This is a genomic window from Vibrio sp. 10N.261.54.A5 (assembly GCF_041471145.1).
Taxonomy (GTDB): domain Bacteria; phylum Pseudomonadota; class Gammaproteobacteria; order Enterobacterales; family Vibrionaceae; genus Vibrio; species Vibrio crassostreae_C.
In genome coordinates this window covers 1-15,979 of the sequence record NZ_JBFRNU010000003.1, presented here as the reverse complement: position 1 = coordinate 15,979, position 15,979 = coordinate 1, and the positions used below count along the sequence as shown (strand labels likewise).

At 42.8% G+C, this 15,979-nt stretch carries 14 protein-coding genes; 4 read left to right on the top strand and 10 right to left on the bottom strand.

Annotated features, from left to right (window positions below):
• Positions 1 to 132: 132 nt before the first annotated feature.
• The 5 genes from AB4329_RS00525 to AB4329_RS00505 all read right to left on the bottom strand — a co-directional run bounded on the left by AB4329_RS00525 (position 133) and on the right by AB4329_RS00505 (position 6,357).
• Positions 133 to 1,422 carry a DEAD/DEAH box helicase gene (locus AB4329_RS00525; protein ID WP_372137562.1) on the bottom strand — a complete coding sequence of 430 codons (1,290 nt, stop codon included), beginning with the start codon at positions 1,420 to 1,422 and terminating at the stop codon, positions 133 to 135.
• A gap of 201 nt (positions 1,423 to 1,623) precedes the next feature.
• Positions 1,624 to 2,364: a DUF1223 domain-containing protein gene (locus AB4329_RS00520; protein ID WP_372137561.1), complete on the bottom strand. Its 741-nt coding sequence runs from the start codon at positions 2,362 to 2,364 to the stop codon at positions 1,624 to 1,626.
• A 175-nt stretch (positions 2,365 to 2,539) separates the two neighbouring features.
• On the bottom strand, positions 2,540 to 2,728 hold the full coding sequence (locus AB4329_RS00515) for a hypothetical protein (protein WP_017059812.1): 189 nt from the start codon (positions 2,726 to 2,728) through the stop codon (positions 2,540 to 2,542).
• 313 nt (positions 2,729 to 3,041) lie between these two features.
• Positions 3,042 to 4,043, bottom strand: a complete 1,002-nt coding sequence (locus tag AB4329_RS00510) for a TerC/Alx family metal homeostasis membrane protein (protein WP_372129823.1) — start codon at positions 4,041 to 4,043, stop codon at positions 3,042 to 3,044.
• Positions 4,044 to 4,617: 574 nt separating this feature from the next.
• The gene (locus tag AB4329_RS00505) at positions 4,618 to 6,357 is read right to left on the bottom strand and encodes a bifunctional UDP-sugar hydrolase/5'-nucleotidase (RefSeq protein ID WP_102393236.1); all 1,740 of its coding nucleotides are present in this window, start codon (positions 6,355 to 6,357) and stop codon (positions 4,618 to 4,620) included.
• A gap of 238 nt (positions 6,358 to 6,595) precedes the next feature.
• On the opposite strand from AB4329_RS00505, the gene AB4329_RS00500 reads away from it, so the two are divergent.
• On the top strand, positions 6,596 to 8,359 hold the full coding sequence (locus AB4329_RS00500; protein WP_372055120.1) for an ATP-dependent endonuclease: 1,764 nt from the start codon (positions 6,596 to 6,598) through the stop codon (positions 8,357 to 8,359).
• A 171-nt stretch (positions 8,360 to 8,530) separates the two neighbouring features.
• Here AB4329_RS00500 and AB4329_RS00495 read toward each other — a convergent pair whose 3' ends face one another.
• Both AB4329_RS00495 and AB4329_RS00490 read right to left on the bottom strand, forming a co-directional pair.
• Positions 8,531 to 9,025 carry a DUF1097 domain-containing protein gene (locus AB4329_RS00495; protein WP_017059817.1) on the bottom strand — a complete coding sequence of 165 codons (495 nt, stop codon included), beginning with the start codon at positions 9,023 to 9,025 and terminating at the stop codon, positions 8,531 to 8,533.
• Positions 9,026 to 9,229: 204 nt separating this feature from the next.
• Entirely contained in the window at positions 9,230 to 10,135 is a 906-nt protein-coding gene (locus AB4329_RS00490; protein WP_136978571.1) for a LysR substrate-binding domain-containing protein, read from the bottom strand.
• A gap of 273 nt (positions 10,136 to 10,408) precedes the next feature.
• Here AB4329_RS00490 and focA point away from each other — a divergent pair, with 273 nt between their 5' ends.
• Positions 10,409 to 11,860 (top strand): formate transporter FocA, encoded by a 1,452-nt coding sequence (gene focA / locus AB4329_RS00485; RefSeq protein ID WP_050650436.1) that lies wholly within the window; start codon positions 10,409 to 10,411, stop codon positions 11,858 to 11,860.
• A gap of 274 nt (positions 11,861 to 12,134) precedes the next feature.
• Here focA and AB4329_RS00480 read toward each other — a convergent pair whose 3' ends face one another.
• The 3 genes from AB4329_RS00480 to AB4329_RS00470 form a co-directional block, all read right to left on the bottom strand.
• The gene (locus AB4329_RS00480) at positions 12,135 to 12,704 is read right to left on the bottom strand and encodes a YceI family protein (RefSeq protein WP_017064630.1); all 570 of its coding nucleotides are present in this window, start codon (positions 12,702 to 12,704) and stop codon (positions 12,135 to 12,137) included.
• A complete protein-coding gene (locus AB4329_RS00475; RefSeq protein ID WP_017067366.1) occupies positions 12,701 to 13,240 on the bottom strand; it encodes a cytochrome b in 540 nt (179 codons plus the stop codon). The genes AB4329_RS00480 and AB4329_RS00475 overlap by 4 nt, the downstream gene beginning before the upstream one ends.
• A gap of 153 nt (positions 13,241 to 13,393) precedes the next feature.
• Positions 13,394 to 13,639 carry a DUF2164 domain-containing protein gene (locus tag AB4329_RS00470; protein ID WP_017059821.1) on the bottom strand — a complete coding sequence of 82 codons (246 nt, stop codon included), beginning with the start codon at positions 13,637 to 13,639 and terminating at the stop codon, positions 13,394 to 13,396.
• 252 nt (positions 13,640 to 13,891) lie between these two features.
• On the opposite strand from AB4329_RS00470, the gene AB4329_RS00465 reads away from it, so the two are divergent.
• Both AB4329_RS00465 and AB4329_RS00460 read left to right on the top strand, forming a co-directional pair.
• Positions 13,892 to 14,527 carry a hypothetical protein gene (locus tag AB4329_RS00465; protein WP_017069925.1) on the top strand — a complete coding sequence of 212 codons (636 nt, stop codon included), beginning with the start codon at positions 13,892 to 13,894 and terminating at the stop codon, positions 14,525 to 14,527.
• Between the two features lie 576 nt (positions 14,528 to 15,103).
• Complete coding sequence (locus AB4329_RS00460) at positions 15,104 to 15,841, top strand: EAL domain-containing protein (RefSeq protein WP_102319713.1); 738 nt, start codon at positions 15,104 to 15,106, stop codon at positions 15,839 to 15,841.
• Positions 15,842 to 15,979 lie beyond the last annotated feature (138 nt).

Genomic DNA, 15,979 nt, shown 5'->3' with positions numbered 1-15,979 from the left:
TCGGGTTGTTTAACACTGCAACAGTCGTTTATTAACGACTCAAATCCCAGCCCTACAGACACAAAAAAGGCGCAATTAAGCACCTTTTGAATGTCTATTACTTATTGATTTATATGGCTTGCTGACTCAAGATCAGTTGTTGTTCAGCCACACATCTTGGTTTTTTGGAGCTTTCTTCTTCTTTTTCTTCTTGCCAGTACCGGCCGGTGGCGCAACAGGTTTTAGTGCTGCGATCAGTTCAGCTGTCGCTTCTTCATCCACTTCAAAGCCTTCAATTTGCTCACGCTCAAGACGAATCTTGTTCTTCTTCTCGATGATTTTGAAGTGGTGGTAATCTTCGTGATCGATCAGAGATAACGCAAGACCAACTTCACCTGCACGACCACTTCGGCCGATACGGTGCATGTAGTCTGACGGGCTACGCGGTAAGTCAAAGTTGATTACCACTGGAAGCTTCTCAATATCCAGACCACGTGCCGCGATGTCTGTCGCGATCAGAACGTCAATCTCGCCAGATTTGAAATCTTCTAGGATACGAGTACGTGAACCTTGCCCTTTATCGCCGTGGAATACTTCTGCGATGATACCGCGCTTGTAAAGCTTGTCTGCTAGGTGCTCACAGCTGTTCTTCGCATTAACGAAGATCAGAGCTTGGCGCCATTCATGTTGTTGAATTAGGTGTGCGAGTAACGCTGTCTTGCGACCTTTTTCTACTTCGAATACACGTTGAACCAGTGTGCTCGCATTGGCACTTTGAAGTTGAACTTCAATTGGATCACTTAGAAGTTCGTGAGTCAGCGTTTTAACTTGCTCTGGGAAAGTTGCAGAGAACAACAAGGTTTGTTTTTTGCTCGGCAAGAGCTTCAAGATTGCATCAAGTTCTTCGGTAAAACCTAGGCTTAGCATTCGGTCAGCTTCATCAAGCACTAACGTTTTCACTTGGTCTAACTTGATAGCGTTGCTTGAAATAAGGTCAAGCAGACGACCCGGTGTTGCCACCAATATATCAGTGCCGCCACGTAGCGCCTGCATTTGAGTGTTTACCGATACACCACCAAACACACAAACCGTTTTAATCGCGCCATTGAAATGCACAGCGTAAGATTTAACGCTGTCAGCCACTTGCTTAGCAAGTTCACGAGTAGGAACCAAGATAAGGCCAGAAACAAAGTTACCTTTGCCTGAACGACGGTCCAGAGGGGCATCTTCATGAATCTTTTGTAACAGTGGAAGTGCAAATGCTGCGGTTTTACCTGAACCGGTATTTGCGCCTGCAATTAAATCGCGTCCTGCTAACACACTTGGAATCACTTGCGCTTGGATAGGCGTTGGCTGTTGGTATTCAAGCTCAGATAAACGAGCCATCAAAGGAGAGATTAAGCCAAGATCAGAGAAGTTGGTTGGTGTAGTGGTGTTAGTCATTAATTGCAGGAACTCAAAGCTAAAATAATAGCGCGCTATATTAACGTATTTCAGCAGTATTACGTAACTAAATCGCCCTTTCGCTTCTATTTCACTGATTAATATCCGTCAGAAGCGAAGTTATCGATGTGAGAACCTCGATACTCGCCGTACCAACTTCGTCTAAGAGTATTCCAGCTACACAATTGTCGTGGGTTGCAGTTAGTTCAGCCAACCTGCTACCGTTTGTTCCGGTGCATACGAATTCGGCTCGGTTAACCAAACAGCGACTGCGTCTGGTGTAGCGACAAGTGGCTCAAAATTGATATTAAATTGCCATTCAGACTCACCACGCTGATAACCATCGTAAACCACAACAAAATCATGTTCGAGTTTCTTACCCCTGTTCTCGCCCGCCTTAACGCTGGTGACTTCGTTCATCGCCAGCAAAGCTATATGAGCAACATAATCCCCTTTGCCTTCGTAACTTACGCTGAACGTATCGCCTTTATAGTTGACCGTTAGCTTGGGGTTATTTTGTTGTTTGAGCGAAGGCAACGTTCTGTCTAACCAGTTAAAGTAACCGCGCCACTCTTTTCCATCGACAACAAAGCCGGGTGTGTAAACCCCACTTGTTACTCCATAAGCTTTGTACAAGCGTTGCTTCTCACTAAACGCCTTACTCGCGAACTTGTCGCCCCAACCTAAGTAATCCCAATAATCGACGTGATAGGCAAGCGGAATAACTTGTGTCCAAAGTTTTGGATGGTCTTCAAAAGTACTGAGGTACTGATCAGCAGGTGGACAACTTGAACAACCTTCAGAGGTGAAGAGCTCGATAACCTGTGCGGGCTGGCCTTCATTACTCCAGGTTTGTGCAAGCGACACTGAGGAATAGAAGCCGATCGGTAAGGCAAATAAACAAAGTTTAATCAATGATGAATTGCGTTTGGCGTGTGACATACCGAGATCCTTGTACAAAGCGAATTGAATGGCGCTCAAATACAGACCGTTATGCCTAGGTTTTTCTTTCAGGTGCTTAGTTTACGAAGAGATTGAGTTTATTTCAGATACAAAAACGCCAGCTTTAGAAGCTGGCGTTTTCTTAAAATTCTATATTTACATGTTAACGCTGAGATTAACGGTTAATACCGATATCGCGTTGCATGTGACCAGATAGGTCGCTTGCGTAGTAACTACGTGGAGAGTTGTCTACGAAAAGAATATCGAAAATGTGTGCAATCAATCCTTTGAAGTTAACCGAGTAGGTTTTCTTATCCATAGAGTTAGGAACAGCGATAGTATTCATTTGTACTGCTTGAGCCATGATTGCCTCTCTATAAATTTATTAATGTGTTTCGTTCTGATGACAAGAATAATAGGTGATCTTTTGCAGGTTAAAAAATGACTAAAATTAGATTTTGGGATTAGTTTTTCTAATAAAACAAACCATTAACAATGCCACAAAATAGATATGCAGATTATGTGAGTACAAATTCAATATAGTGTTTAAATCATGCATTTAGTACAAATACCCCGCAAACAACAGTGGCCAATGTCACAGAAAATTTACATAAATAAATTTTCCACGTCATCAGCCACGTGTTCATTATCGACTTTTCGATAAGTTATATTTGTTTTTAATTTACTTGTTCAATGCCTGGCTTCTTCGCATAAACCGACGCTATAACCGCAATCGTCATCGTAGAAACCAATACCGCCAATGACCAGTAAGTTGGGATAGCCCACTCGCTATCAACCAGAAGCATTTTCACACCAATGAACACCATGATGAATGAAAGCGCGGGTTTCAAATAGATGAACTTGTCCATCATACCTTGCAGTACAAAATACAACGAGCGAAGACCAAGTAACGCAAACACGTTAGCCGCAAGTACCAAGAACGGTTCTTGTGTTACCGCAAAGATCGCAGGGATAGAATCTAATGCAAACATCACGTCCATGACTGCGATCGCACCGATGACCAACATCATTGGAGTGAATGCCCATTTAGCACCCTGTTTAACCATTAATTCAGGGCCATGGAAGTCCTCTGTTACCGGCATCACTTTACGAAGTAGCTTTTCAGGCAGAGTATTCACACTCTCCTCTTCGCCCTTGTCTAATGCCAGCTTAATACCTGTACCAATCAAGAACGCAGCGAACACGTAAAGCACCCAGTGATATTCCGCCAATAGCTGTGCGCCTAGTGCGATCATAATTGCACGAAGCACCAATGCACCAATTACGCCCCAAAGAAGCGCACGAGGTCTTAGATGCTCAGGAACTTGGTATTGAGCAAAGATCATCGCAAAAACAAACAAGTTGTCTACGCTAAGGGATTTTTCTAACAAGTAACCCGTAATGAATGACACGGTTGCTTTTTGCGCTGTGTAGTCACTGTTCGGCGCATAAATGTCCCAAAATAGGTAAATCGAGCCAGCAAACAAAAACGCAAGTACAAACCAGAAAACACTCCAGATTGCCGCTTTCTTGATAGTAACGTTACCGCCACGAGTCTGATAGATATCAATAGAGACGAGAATAACCGTTAGCAGGAAAAAGCCCGCATAAGTCGTCATGATTGGCGATGAAAAAAAGGATTCACTATTTGTAGATAATAGAGATTGAGTTGAGTTCATTATTCCTCCGGGCGGAAGAACTGTACAAAGACCTTCCGCAAACAAAGCATATCAAGCTCCATTACGGATCTTGACTGTGATTGCGTTGGTCTCGTTGAAGTGAAATATGGGATTTCACTTTTACATACCGGATAGACTCTTGGCCTAACGAGATGACGATATGTAAACTTGCGCTAACTACTCCCCAAACGCGTGGATAATAATCCTCTGGTTGTGTTTCGTCTATATAAATTTGCACGGAAAAAGCAAAAAAGGAGCAAACGCTCCTTTCTGATTGATGCCACTTTGTCAAATAGACACGCGAATTGATTCTAAGAATAAATTCGCAAGTCAAACACACTATTGCACTGCGTAATGAAGTTGCAAAAAGAGCAATTTACAGCCCTGCGGCAGGTATTAAATACACTAACGCTGACCAAACTGATACCCAACCGACAACCGCTACCGCATCTAACCAATCTTTCTTATCCATGCATATCTCCACAAGAAGGCGACCTGCAGAGATAAAGCATAAACAATGCCAATTTTATAAATAACCCAAAGTAATAGTGTTAAATATCAGTATCAGCTTTAGTTATCTAAAACACTCCATGCAATTCAACGGTTCATTGAGTTGAAGCGACTCTGGGTGGTCTTGCAGAAACTCGATGAAGCAGTCTGCCATAGAGTCAGTGGTGACCGTGCCATCACCGATCATATCCAACACAGCGTTATAGCCCTCTTTGCCTTTCATTGTATAGGCTGACGACGCGCCCCGGTAAATACGGTTGCGAGAAACAGCTTGCCAACCTGAATCATCAGAGTGAATTTCTAGATGGTGAATCCTGTGTCCTATAGGTGCTTCTTTGTGGTAACAAAACCTCAAATTATGTGTATAAGGAAAGCTACCTGAACCTGTGCCCACGACACCATTATCAATCGCGTTATTGATTGCACCTTCAAGCATGCCAGCGATCGTTTCACCTTTTACTTCATACACACCAATAGGTACGGCAAACGGTAGTAGTTTTCCGGCAATATCGGCAACAGAGACATCGCCGCTGTTCAGTGAATTTCTTACACCACCGGCGTTGTGAATGGCAAAGTCAACCTGATGCCCTTTCTTGTTCATTAGATGGTGAAATGATTGAGCAACCAAGGGGGCTAGTTGACTCGGGCCTTTAGCATCTGGAATACGTACATGGCGAAGTTTAGTGTCTGCATGAGCAATCACTTGTTGCTGAAGCTTTCGAACTCGCGGCTGGTATTTATCCGTCAGAATGCTCTGCAGCTCAGGATCTTTCTTACACACTGCAATATTAGGGTGATTGTTTAAAAACTCACACGCCATATCGTGGGCATCGTCTTGCCCTACTTCACTCAGTTTCGCGTCTATAAAGAGTCGACGGCCTAATAACAGTTCGTTTTTACCATTGAAGTGCGTCACTTTGCCTTGAGAATCGAACTCGATTTCGCAGTGTCCTAAGCTCATGGCGTGGAAACCCGCTTGCACAACATAGGTATCGCCAATTTTCACACCGTATTCATCATCTTTAACTAAGCCGATATCAGAGAAATCACCTTGTAAGCGATGACTATGACCACCAACGATGACACCAATACCTGTTACGTTGGCTGCTAACTCTAAATCAGCTTCGTAACCAAGATGGCTAAGTAACACAATCTTGTTGATACCTGCTTGATGGATTTGCTCAATGGTCGCTTTTGCTGTTTCCCAAGCATTTTCAAACGGTGTATCGATATCTGGGTTCGCGATGCCTGCCATCTTGTCGATGCTTAAGCCGAATATTGCGACCTTCTCGCCATCAAACTCTTTCGTTATAAAAGAAGCACTTCGTGTTTCAGGCCGATAAGGCTTAACAATGTCGTTGTCCGCTAGCGTATGAGTTTTATTGATATCCTCATTCGATAGATTCCAGTTACCGGCCAACAGCGGGAATTTGATTCTTTTCGCGAAAATCGCAACGGGCTCATTACCCATGTCTAACTCGTGATTACCGAGCGTCATGGCATCTATATTAAGGGCATTCAACAAATCGGCATTGGCTTTTCCCTTGAATAAGGAAAAGTACAACGTGCCCTGGAAGCAGTCACCAGCGTGCAAGAACAAGGTTCCAACCTTCTGACGCTGGGCATCTTGTTCTATTTGTTTGAAGCGTGTTGAAATTCGAGCAAAGCCACCAGCACTGACATAAGGTTCAATGATGTGGTTGTTCATTTTAAGTGATAGCTGTAACGAGGTTGGTTCAAAGTATGAGTGGGTGTCGTTGATGTGTGCCAACACTATTTTTGTCGGCTTATTCTTTTTAGTCATATTTTCTTCTCTCTTTGTCCCTTCATACTAGGTCGAGAATCATGACAGAATCGTGAATTTTATGAAACTGCACTGCAAAAAAATACTCGAGATAGATCAAAAATCTCATTTTGCACCGTATTAATAAACAACGGGTTTTGTGACAGGTAAGCATACCGGATTTGGATTTTTCGATTATGATTAAAGATATCTGTTAGCTTTCAAATAATTAGCAGAGCCTTCCGTTAGGAGTAAGCCTATGCAACTAGAAAGAATCGAGATTTCTGGCTTTCGAGGTATCAAGCGCATGTCACTCGCGTTTGACGAGCTAACCACGCTTATTGGTGAAAATACTTGGGGTAAGTCTTCATTATTGGATGCCCTTTCCGTCATTCTGCCCTCAGACGGTGTGCCATATCACTTTGAAATGACCGATTTTCATGTCGATTACTCTGTTTCACACCCGCAGTCTCAACATCTTCAAATTGTTCTCGCTTTAAAAGCTAACGATAAGAGCGAACTTAACGCAGGTCGTTATCGCAAACTCAAACCTATTTGGGTTCAAGATGAATTTGGCGTATTTCGCATCTACTATCGCATCAGCGCGACGTTAGAACAGTATGAGACAACAACACACTATGCATTTCTTGGTTTGGACGGTAATCCGCTCAAGCTTCATCATTCAGAAAAGCTTGCTCAAGAATTAATGACCTTACATCCCGTTATCCGTTTGCGTGATGCAAGGCACTTTGATCGTCCTTTCAACGGCAAGTCCCTTAACCACAATGCTCACCTGCCGACTAATGTTCACGCAACTAATGCAAATTCAAACGGGAACGGGAACGGGAACGGGAACCATCACACGAGCAATGGCACAACAAATGGAAACGGCGCCAATAACGGTAATGGTCGACAAGCAAGAATAGAAAAACGAATAGACAACACCTGCCGCCGTCTTATGGCGATACCCGGACATGTTAATAAAGGTGAAATGCGCAGTAGCCTAGAGTCGATGCAAAGTTTGATTGAGCACTATTTTTCTTTCAAAAGTACTTCTCGTCGTAACCCTAGAAAACAGCGAGACGGATTGCTTTATTCTGCGGGTACCAATGATCAGAGTATTCATCAACTCGTCGAAGAGACCAAGAACAAACAAACTCGCTTATTATTCATGGGGTTACTTAACGCTTATCTACAAGCTAAAGGGCCAAACGACTTAAGGCGATGTGCGCGCCCTCTGTTGATCCTTGAAGATCCAGAAGGTCGATTGCACCCAACACACTTGGCAAGGGCTTGGAGCTTGATGCAGAAATTGCCCATGCAGAAAATCCTGACCACCAACAGTGGCGACCTACTTGCGGCGGTCCCACTTCAATCGATTCGTCGCTTGGTTCGTCAGTCAGACAAAACCATCGCCAATCAACTCAACATGAACCATTTCAGTAAGGATGAACTTCGACGAATTGGTTTTCATATCCGCTTCCACCGCTCTGGGGCACTATTTGCTCGCTGTTGGCTATTAGTAGAAGGTGAAACCGAGGTTTGGTTGTTCAATGAACTTGCCAACCAATGTGGCTATAACCTAGCAGCAGAAGGTGTGCAGATTATTGAGTTCGCCCAATCAGGACTTAAGGCACTGATTAAGGTCGCGCAAGAGTTTGGCATCGATTGGCATGTGGTAACTGACGGCGATGCGGCGGGTAAAAAATACGCAGCAACGGTGCTATCGAAGCTTGGTAATGATCAGGAAAGACATCGACTCACGGAACTGCCAGATAAAGATATCGAGCATTACCTATATATGAATGGATTTGAGAGCTTTTTCCGTGACATGGTTAAGATTCCATACGATCACCCTATCCCTCCAAAGAAAGTGGTTGCCAAGGTATTGAAGAAACATGCAAAACCCGACCTTGCACTCGCCATTGTTTCTCATTGCGAGAATCAAGGACAAGAATGCATTCCGCTTTTATTAAGGTGGACATTAAAACGCGTGATCACCATGGCGAATGGAAATACCTAAACATAATTTGTTTTATAGATGCTATCAGTTGCTCTACTGATGAAATATTTAGCTAGTCGCCTCAACCAAAAAAGGCACACCAAACGGTGTGCCTGTATAAATCGATATACAAATTAATTGGGGGTTATCTTGCAAGAGTTCACAGTGACTAACTAAGGTTAGGTTAACGAATTAAGCCTTTGCCTGTTTAGCGTGTTGTTCAACAACTTCCGAAGATTGAGTCGATTTCTCGTGAAGCCATAGCCCCGTTGCTTTCATCAAGTATCCAAATACACCACCAAGCAGTAAAGATGGCACTACAAGTTGCCAATCACCACCTGCAGCAAACGTCGCACAGCAACCAATGAAGGTGCCTGGGATATAACCTAGCCACGCTTGTTTCGCTTGAATACACATAAAGAATGCCACAATAGCAGTAATCATGTAGCCTAAAATCTCTAACCCTGCGAAGGTTGAGCTTTCGATAATCACCATTGCCCAGAATACGCCAGTCATGTTGGTCAATAAGCTACCTGCTAGTCCTTTAACGCCGCCTGTTGGCGAAGCAAAGTAACTGGTGCAACCTAAGAAACCTGCCCATGACAATAAGCCGAAAGAGATAGCAATCCATCCCCATAGACCTGACAAAATACCTGTTGTTAATGAAATCGCGACTAATGTACTCATACTATTTCTAAAGCCTAATTACGTAATTGAACGCAACCGGATTTAGCCTCACTTAAAATCAAGTAAGCATACTATGGGAAGATAGCCCTTATTTAGCCGATCACGATCACGTTAATAATGTATGCAGATGTGTATTTATCACTAGATAGAGACCGAAATCGCTTATTCAACATATTTGGTTATCAGTATTTTATCAATTTATCGTTACAGAAACGATGGCTTGCCTTTCATCATGCGCTTACCTTCTCGCTTAATACACTCAGCAAGTGGGTTCTCAGACATATCTGCACGCCAAATAAAGGACAAGGTTCTTTCCATTTCAAGCTCAGGGACATTTAATGTGACCAGTTGACCAGACTCAACAAACTGTTCGACATCGAGATAAGGTAAACACGTTAAATATGGGCCGTTTGCAACCAAACTTCTTAAAACAGGAACGTGTTCATACTCTCGCCAAACATCAAGATCACCAATTAAATGGTGAATAGAGCTATCAAAAACTTTGCGAGTACCCGAACCATGTTCACGTAATACCCATTTTGCTTGTTCTAATTGCGCCAAGCTTACTCGTTCACGCTTCGCAAACGGGTGATGAGCCGATGCAACCACCGTTAAATGGTCCGTACACCACACTTCTTGGTGAACTCGGTTGTCATCACAACGACCTTCGATAACACCCAAGTCATATTGATAATCTAATACGCCATCAATAACCGCATCGGTACTTTGTACGCCGAGCGAGATTCGCATCTCAGGAAAGTCGTTATCAATAATACTGATGAGGTCAGGAACTAGGTGTTCCGCTGGTGTTTGGCTTGCACCGAGTTTGAGCTCTCCACTTAGTAAATGCTGCTCGTAAAAACCCATCTCAATTTGCTGCGCATCTTGCAGTAAACGCTTCGCTTTAGGCCTTAGCCACATTCCCCAATGAGTAAGAGCCATTTGCTTGCCCTGCCTTTCAAACAAAGGCCTGCCGAGCATTTTTTCCAACTGTGCAAGAGACATACTTGTCGCCGACTGAGTCAACGCCAATTTGTCTGCTGCCTGACTAACGCTCCCGGAGTCTGCTACTGCATCAAATACCGCGAGTTGCTTTAATGAATAACGCAAAATTCATCCTTAATGCTTTTAATTATTTGTGTCCTGATGCTCGTTTTTTATAAAGCCAATGAGCAATCAATTTCATTCTACGCGTAACCAAATCTATATCAATAAATTTGATGTGGTTTCTAAAAATTATCAATTTTACCTCTACCCCTCAACGCCCTAATCTGGAATGGCAGGACACAACGAGCCCTGCAAAACATTACTGATTAACCATTACGGATTAACCAGGTCATTAACACTAGGAATTACACATGACGGATTGTTCAAGGGGGGGATATGGCAACCAGCACTTCTGAAAATCATCAACTGTTCTCACCAACAGAAATGATGGCGGAAGCAGAGAAGTTTGCATTAAGTAAAGCAAATAAAACCAGCAGCATGACATTGAGTTTGGCAATCATGGCTGGCGCATTCATCGGGCTTGCTTTTTTATTCTACATCACGGTAACCACGGGCAGCGCTGATGCTGGATGGGGACTGAGTCGCTTAGCCGGCGGTCTTGCCTTCAGTATGGGTTTGATCTTGATTGTGATTTGCGGTGGTGAGCTATTTACCAGCTCAGTGTTATCAAGCATCTCATGGGCTAACAAGCAAATCACCTTCACGAAGATGCTGTCTATCTGGGGCAAGGTGTATGTCGGCAACTTTATCGGTGCCATGTTCCTATTGGCTTTGGTAAGCGCAGCAGGCTTGTATCAACTGGATGGCGGGCAATGGGGCTTAAACGCTTTAAACATTGCTCAACACAAGCTACACCACACCCCAGTTCAAGCGTTTGCTTTGGGTGTGCTTTGTAACTTGTTGGTGTGTTTAGCGATTTGGTTAACGTTCAGCTCTGCTAACGCAATGACCAAAGCAATGATGACCGTGTTACCCGTTGCAATGTTCGTAAGCTCAGGCTTTGAACACTGTGTGGCGAATATGTTCATGGTTCCGCTAGGCATCACGATTCAAGCATTCGCACCAGAAAGCTTCTGGATGCAAATCGGCGCAACACCAGCCCAGTATGCAGACCTAAACGTCATGCAATTTGTCACCGCAAACTTAATACCAGTGACAATCGGCAACATCGTAGGTGGTTCAGTATTGGTCGGCTTAGCGAACTGGAGCATCTACCGTCGCCCACAACTTAAAGCAGCAAAAATTACCGCTATTACACAAACAACAGAAATTACGTCAGTTAAGGAAATTACTATGAACACAGCAACTACTATCAAGCAAATCATGAACACTCAACCAATTACATTGAGCGTAGAAATGCCAACATCAGTCGCGATTGATACACTTTTAGACGCGCAACTTGTTAGCGCTCCTGTTTGCGATGTTGAAGGTCGTCTAGTGGGTATCTTCTCTGTTCATGACGTAATGGTTGACCTTTGGTGCCAAGATTACATCCCAACTAAAGGCCAAAAAGTTGTAGACCTAATGAGCCGTGACGTTGTGGCAATCGACGCAAACGACAAGCTAGTGGACGTTGCTGAGTTCCTATGCATCGACAAAGAGCAACTGTACCCGACGACAAGCATGGGCTTCGCTACTCGCCTGACATCTCTTTCTCTAGAAGAGCGTGCAAAAGCGATGAAAGTAAGCCAACCACATATGCTTCCAGTGTTAGAAAATGGCGTGATGGTGGGTGTGTTGACTCGCATTGAAGTGATGCAAGCACTGCGTCCAATCTACGGTGACCGACTAAACGTGGTTCCTCAAGCTGAACTAGAAACAGCTTAACTAATCGTAAGTTGAACTATTAGGGATTAGTAGTTCAATTAGATAACTCAGTCATGGCAACGTTGACTGGCTAGAGGCAAATGGTGGCTTTTAACGTACTAAACGGTTTGACACAAAACAGACCTAAACGCGTTGCCATTTATCTCAATAAAAAAGGCGCAAAGTGAAAACTTTGCGCCTTTCTCTATTTCTAACTGCTGACCTATTTAGTATCGACCAAACTTTTGATATTTCTAAATAATGTTGATACCTGTCAGAGAGCTAGAAAGCTAGATTACTTTTTTACGCCTTCAACGTGTAGTTCCATGTCTACATAGCTTGAAGCGCCCATTACTGGAATGTTGAAGTCAGCAAGTTCTAGACGAGTTGTACCCACGAAACCAGCACGCTCACCGCCCCAAGGGTCTTGACCAGCACCGATGAATTCAGCTTCGATAACGATTGGCTTAGTTACGCCGTGAAGCTTAAGGTCACCCATTACTTCAAGTTTGCCGTTGCCTTTATCAACCACTTTTGTGCTGTTGAAAGTAGCGTCAGAGAATTTACCTGCATCAATGAAGTCAGAGCTACGGATGTGCTTGTCACGCTCTGCGTGGTTTGAATCAAGGCTTGTTGTATCAATAGTTACGTTTACTTTTGATGCTTCAACGTTGCTTTCATCAAATGAGAAATCACCTGAGAATGTGTTAAAACGGCCTTGGATAAAGCTATAACCTAGGTGGCTAACTTTAAAGTTAACTGAAGCATGCGCACCTTTTGTATCAATCACGTAATCAGCGGCGTTCGCAGCGAAAGGCATTGCCATAGCAAATGCTAATCCTGTAGCGATAATTGACTTTTTCATTTTGAAGCTCCTATCATTTTTCGTAGCGTATCGTCTTTGTCGATAACGTGGTGTTTTATCGCCGCTAAGGCGTGCACTGATGCCATAATGATCAGTACCCATGCAGCATAGTAGTGAACCGTACCTGCGAGATCAGATTGGTTTGCAAACAGTTCGCCCATACTTGGTACAGTGAACCAATTGAATACCTCTATCCCGCGGCCATCTGATGTCGAAATCAAATAACCTGAAATAAACAAAACCGCTAAGTTGATGTACATGAAGCCGTGAGCGATCTTCGCTGCTGCAACTTCATAGCTTTTACCTTCCACTTTAGGTGACGCGGTAACTAGTTTCCAGACCAAGCGGATAACGGTAACGGCAGCCAAAAGAATGCCTACCGAGCGGTGATAGTCTGGCGCTGTTTTGTACCACTCGCTGTAGTATGAAAGATCAACCATCCACAGGCCTACACCAAATAAGCCAAATACCGCGAGAGCTGAAATCCAATGCATCGCTCTTGCTAAAGGGTTGTAATTTCTAACGTTGTTGTCCATGCATCTCTTCCGAATGTTAACGAGTAGTGTAGTTTCGAAAAGCGTACCCTACACCAAGTTTGTGTAACATATTATTTACCAAGCTTTACATTGGTAACATCATTTCAAATTAAACGAGTTATTCAAATTATTTGAACAAGTTTGGGCTAAACGTTAAATTTCAACAATTTGCTCGATTTCGTAGAGCTCATCTGAGATGTCTAACATTTTGCGTTCCATCACTTTCTGAGCGTCTTCTATCCCCTTATTGTAGTAAACAGCACCAAACTTTTTGCTGATGAAGTCGACCAAGAATTCCGTGTCGAACTGACCAAGCTCCACATCAAGTTCATCTTGCAGGTACTTTTGGAGCGTATGAGTAAGCTCAGACTTTTGTTTCGAATCTAATTGAATGGTCATGAATGTTTCCAAATAAAGAGTAAGTAGATCAATTGTGATTTGCTGACTAGACTATAGTCGAGGTAACTAGCTAGAATTCCTCATAATTTAGAATACAGACCTGTAGAGCGCCAGTGCTATCCATAAAATCACTCAGCAATGGTTAATTTTGATAGAGAGATCAAGAACTCGCACTTTGACGATAGGTAACGGAACCGCAATTACCGTACTATTGCCCATCAATAAGATAGTAGCTGTGTATAAGGGACTTCATTGTTATTAGATCTAGTGATTAAAAGCGTTAATCAATTTCAAGACGATTGCCTAAAGCTCTGTGAACGCCACTACCCTACGGTGCACAATCAAGGGATCAGTGAGCACCATATAGGAAAGGCATTTGCTCGCCGAATGGAGCACACCTTCGTTAGCTTTAATCATGCAAGCAACATCAGCCCACTTGAAATGCTTTCTTCTGGCGAAACGCCTCGACACTTCCGAATATCTTCCGAAATTGGTACCGTTTGGATGATCAGTCATCATATGGTGAGCGCCGGGAAAACCTGTCGTAGAAAGTTAATGTTGGACATCCATAATTGGCAACAAGAGTATGGATTTTCCATTCAACCCAATGACGTTTTGATCATTGTCTCCGACCATTGGATTAGCCGAAGTAAAAACAGTGGTGAATTATTGCATTGGTGGATGGGTGAACTCCCAGACGAGATCACGGAATATAGCCAACAAGGTATCACGCTAAGAGAGAGTGATTCTCAATTCGCTACTGACTTAAATAATAATTTTAAAATCAGCCCTTGCTTCATTAAATTTGGACACCCTTTAAAGCGGTCAGGAAATCAACAACTGGTTCGTAAATATCTGCAACTTTACGCAGTACTTCAATGGCAGTAAGAATACGGGTCAACTTTTTTAATCAGTCTTGAAAGTAAATAGTTAGACCTCCATCCCAACATTTTATAAAACCCAACTCAAGCCCTACCCAATAATCAATCAAAATTTATCTTCGATAAAATAATAACTTATCAGCTCATCGTTCATATTTTGAGAAGTAGATATCATTTATATGCAAACAGAGTTGTTTGTTAATAATGTAACTTTGACATTCCCCCATAACCTGAGGCTTTATCCTTACTTTCACCTGGTGTATTAGCGTTGAAAGCTTATATTGATTGGTGTTGATATGAGATAGATTACTCAGAGATTAAATTCACAATAGTCATTATTAATGGTGAATGATAAGTAATTTTAATGACTAATATCAATTATCATGCTGTTTTTTCGTTAATTATATTTATTTAAATATTGACTCTACAAATGAGTTTTTATTAATTGACAATTTACTTACACCTGTCAATATTGTGACAGCCGCGACATGTACGTCCGACATTGAATAAGCCCTCTTTACTAGCGACTATGATTTTATCAGACAGAAGTGAATTTATTAGCTGTATATCCGTAGATGCTGATATGCAGTTTATTGCGAAATACCAAGACCTGACGCTTAGAAGCGTCTATCAACCTATATTCGACTCTTCTATGACTCAAATAGGTGTTGAGGCTTTGGTGCGCATTTCAAATAACAAAGGTGATATTGTTCGTCCTGATCACTTCTTCCATTCCGACGAAACCTCAAGCACAGACAAAATCAATGTAGAGAGGTTGAGTCGAGCGATTCATATCCGTAACTTCGCACAGTCGACTATTCGTCATTTACACCTATTCTTGAATGTTCTTCCTAATGTTGGCGAGTTATTTGCCGCAGAGAAAGTGAGCGATAGCTTGTTAGCTAAGCGCCTGCATGAGCTTAACTTATCGTGCGAACAAATTGTGATGGAGTTGGTCGAGCTTAATGTAGAGAGTGAAGAACGTTTGAAAGACGCAGCCCATTCATTGGCGGAAAATGGTTTTCAAATCGCTGTTGATGATTTCGGAACACAAGCGTCAACAGAACAGCGGGTTCGCCATATTAATCCTCATATCATCAAGATAGATCGCTCTGTGATGTTGGATTTTGAACAAGGCGACACTCGAGAAATGGAGTTAGTACTTGATCTTGCAAACCAAATTGGCGCAAAGACAGTGATTGAAGGTATTGAAACCCAACAACAACTCGAAGCGATGCAGGGCTTAGGCTTCAATATGTATCAAGGCTACCACTTAGCCATGCCAAAGCCGATTGAATTAGACATACGGCTAGCAATTTAGAATCGCCCTATTGTTCTTAAAGCCGCTTGCCCATTGGGTAGCGGCTTTTTTAATGCTTATCTATTCGTACCTATTTGCCGCTCTCACGTGTAAACACATTTCAGGACGGGACAACAGGTATAAAAAAGGTTCATCGCG

What these genes read in the sequence shown, in the direction of transcription:
- AB4329_RS00525 (WP_372137562.1), bottom strand. Translation starts at nt 1,422, where the DNA reads ATGACTAACACCACTACACCAACCAACTTCTCTGATCTTGGCTTAATC.
- AB4329_RS00520 (WP_372137561.1), bottom strand. Translation starts at nt 2,364, where the DNA reads ATGTCACACGCCAAACGCAATTCATCATTGATTAAACTTTGTTTATTT.
- AB4329_RS00515 (WP_017059812.1), bottom strand. Translation starts at nt 2,728, where the DNA reads ATGGCTCAAGCAGTACAAATGAATACTATCGCTGTTCCTAACTCTATG.
- AB4329_RS00510 (WP_372129823.1), bottom strand. Translation starts at nt 4,043, where the DNA reads ATGAACTCAACTCAATCTCTATTATCTACAAATAGTGAATCCTTTTTT.
- AB4329_RS00505 (WP_102393236.1), bottom strand. Translation starts at nt 6,357, where the DNA reads ATGACTAAAAAGAATAAGCCGACAAAAATAGTGTTGGCACACATCAAC.
- AB4329_RS00500 (WP_372055120.1), top strand. Translation starts at nt 6,596, where the DNA reads ATGCAACTAGAAAGAATCGAGATTTCTGGCTTTCGAGGTATCAAGCGC.
- AB4329_RS00495 (WP_017059817.1), bottom strand. Translation starts at nt 9,025, where the DNA reads ATGAGTACATTAGTCGCGATTTCATTAACAACAGGTATTTTGTCAGGT.
- focA (WP_050650436.1), top strand. Translation starts at nt 10,409, where the DNA reads ATGGCAACCAGCACTTCTGAAAATCATCAACTGTTCTCACCAACAGAA.
- AB4329_RS00480 (WP_017064630.1), bottom strand. Translation starts at nt 12,704, where the DNA reads ATGAAAAAGTCAATTATCGCTACAGGATTAGCATTTGCTATGGCAATG.
- AB4329_RS00475 (WP_017067366.1), bottom strand. Translation starts at nt 13,240, where the DNA reads ATGGACAACAACGTTAGAAATTACAACCCTTTAGCAAGAGCGATGCAT.
- AB4329_RS00470 (WP_017059821.1), bottom strand. Translation starts at nt 13,639, where the DNA reads ATGACCATTCAATTAGATTCGAAACAAAAGTCTGAGCTTACTCATACG.
- AB4329_RS00460 (WP_102319713.1), top strand. Translation starts at nt 15,104, where the DNA reads ATGCAGTTTATTGCGAAATACCAAGACCTGACGCTTAGAAGCGTCTAT.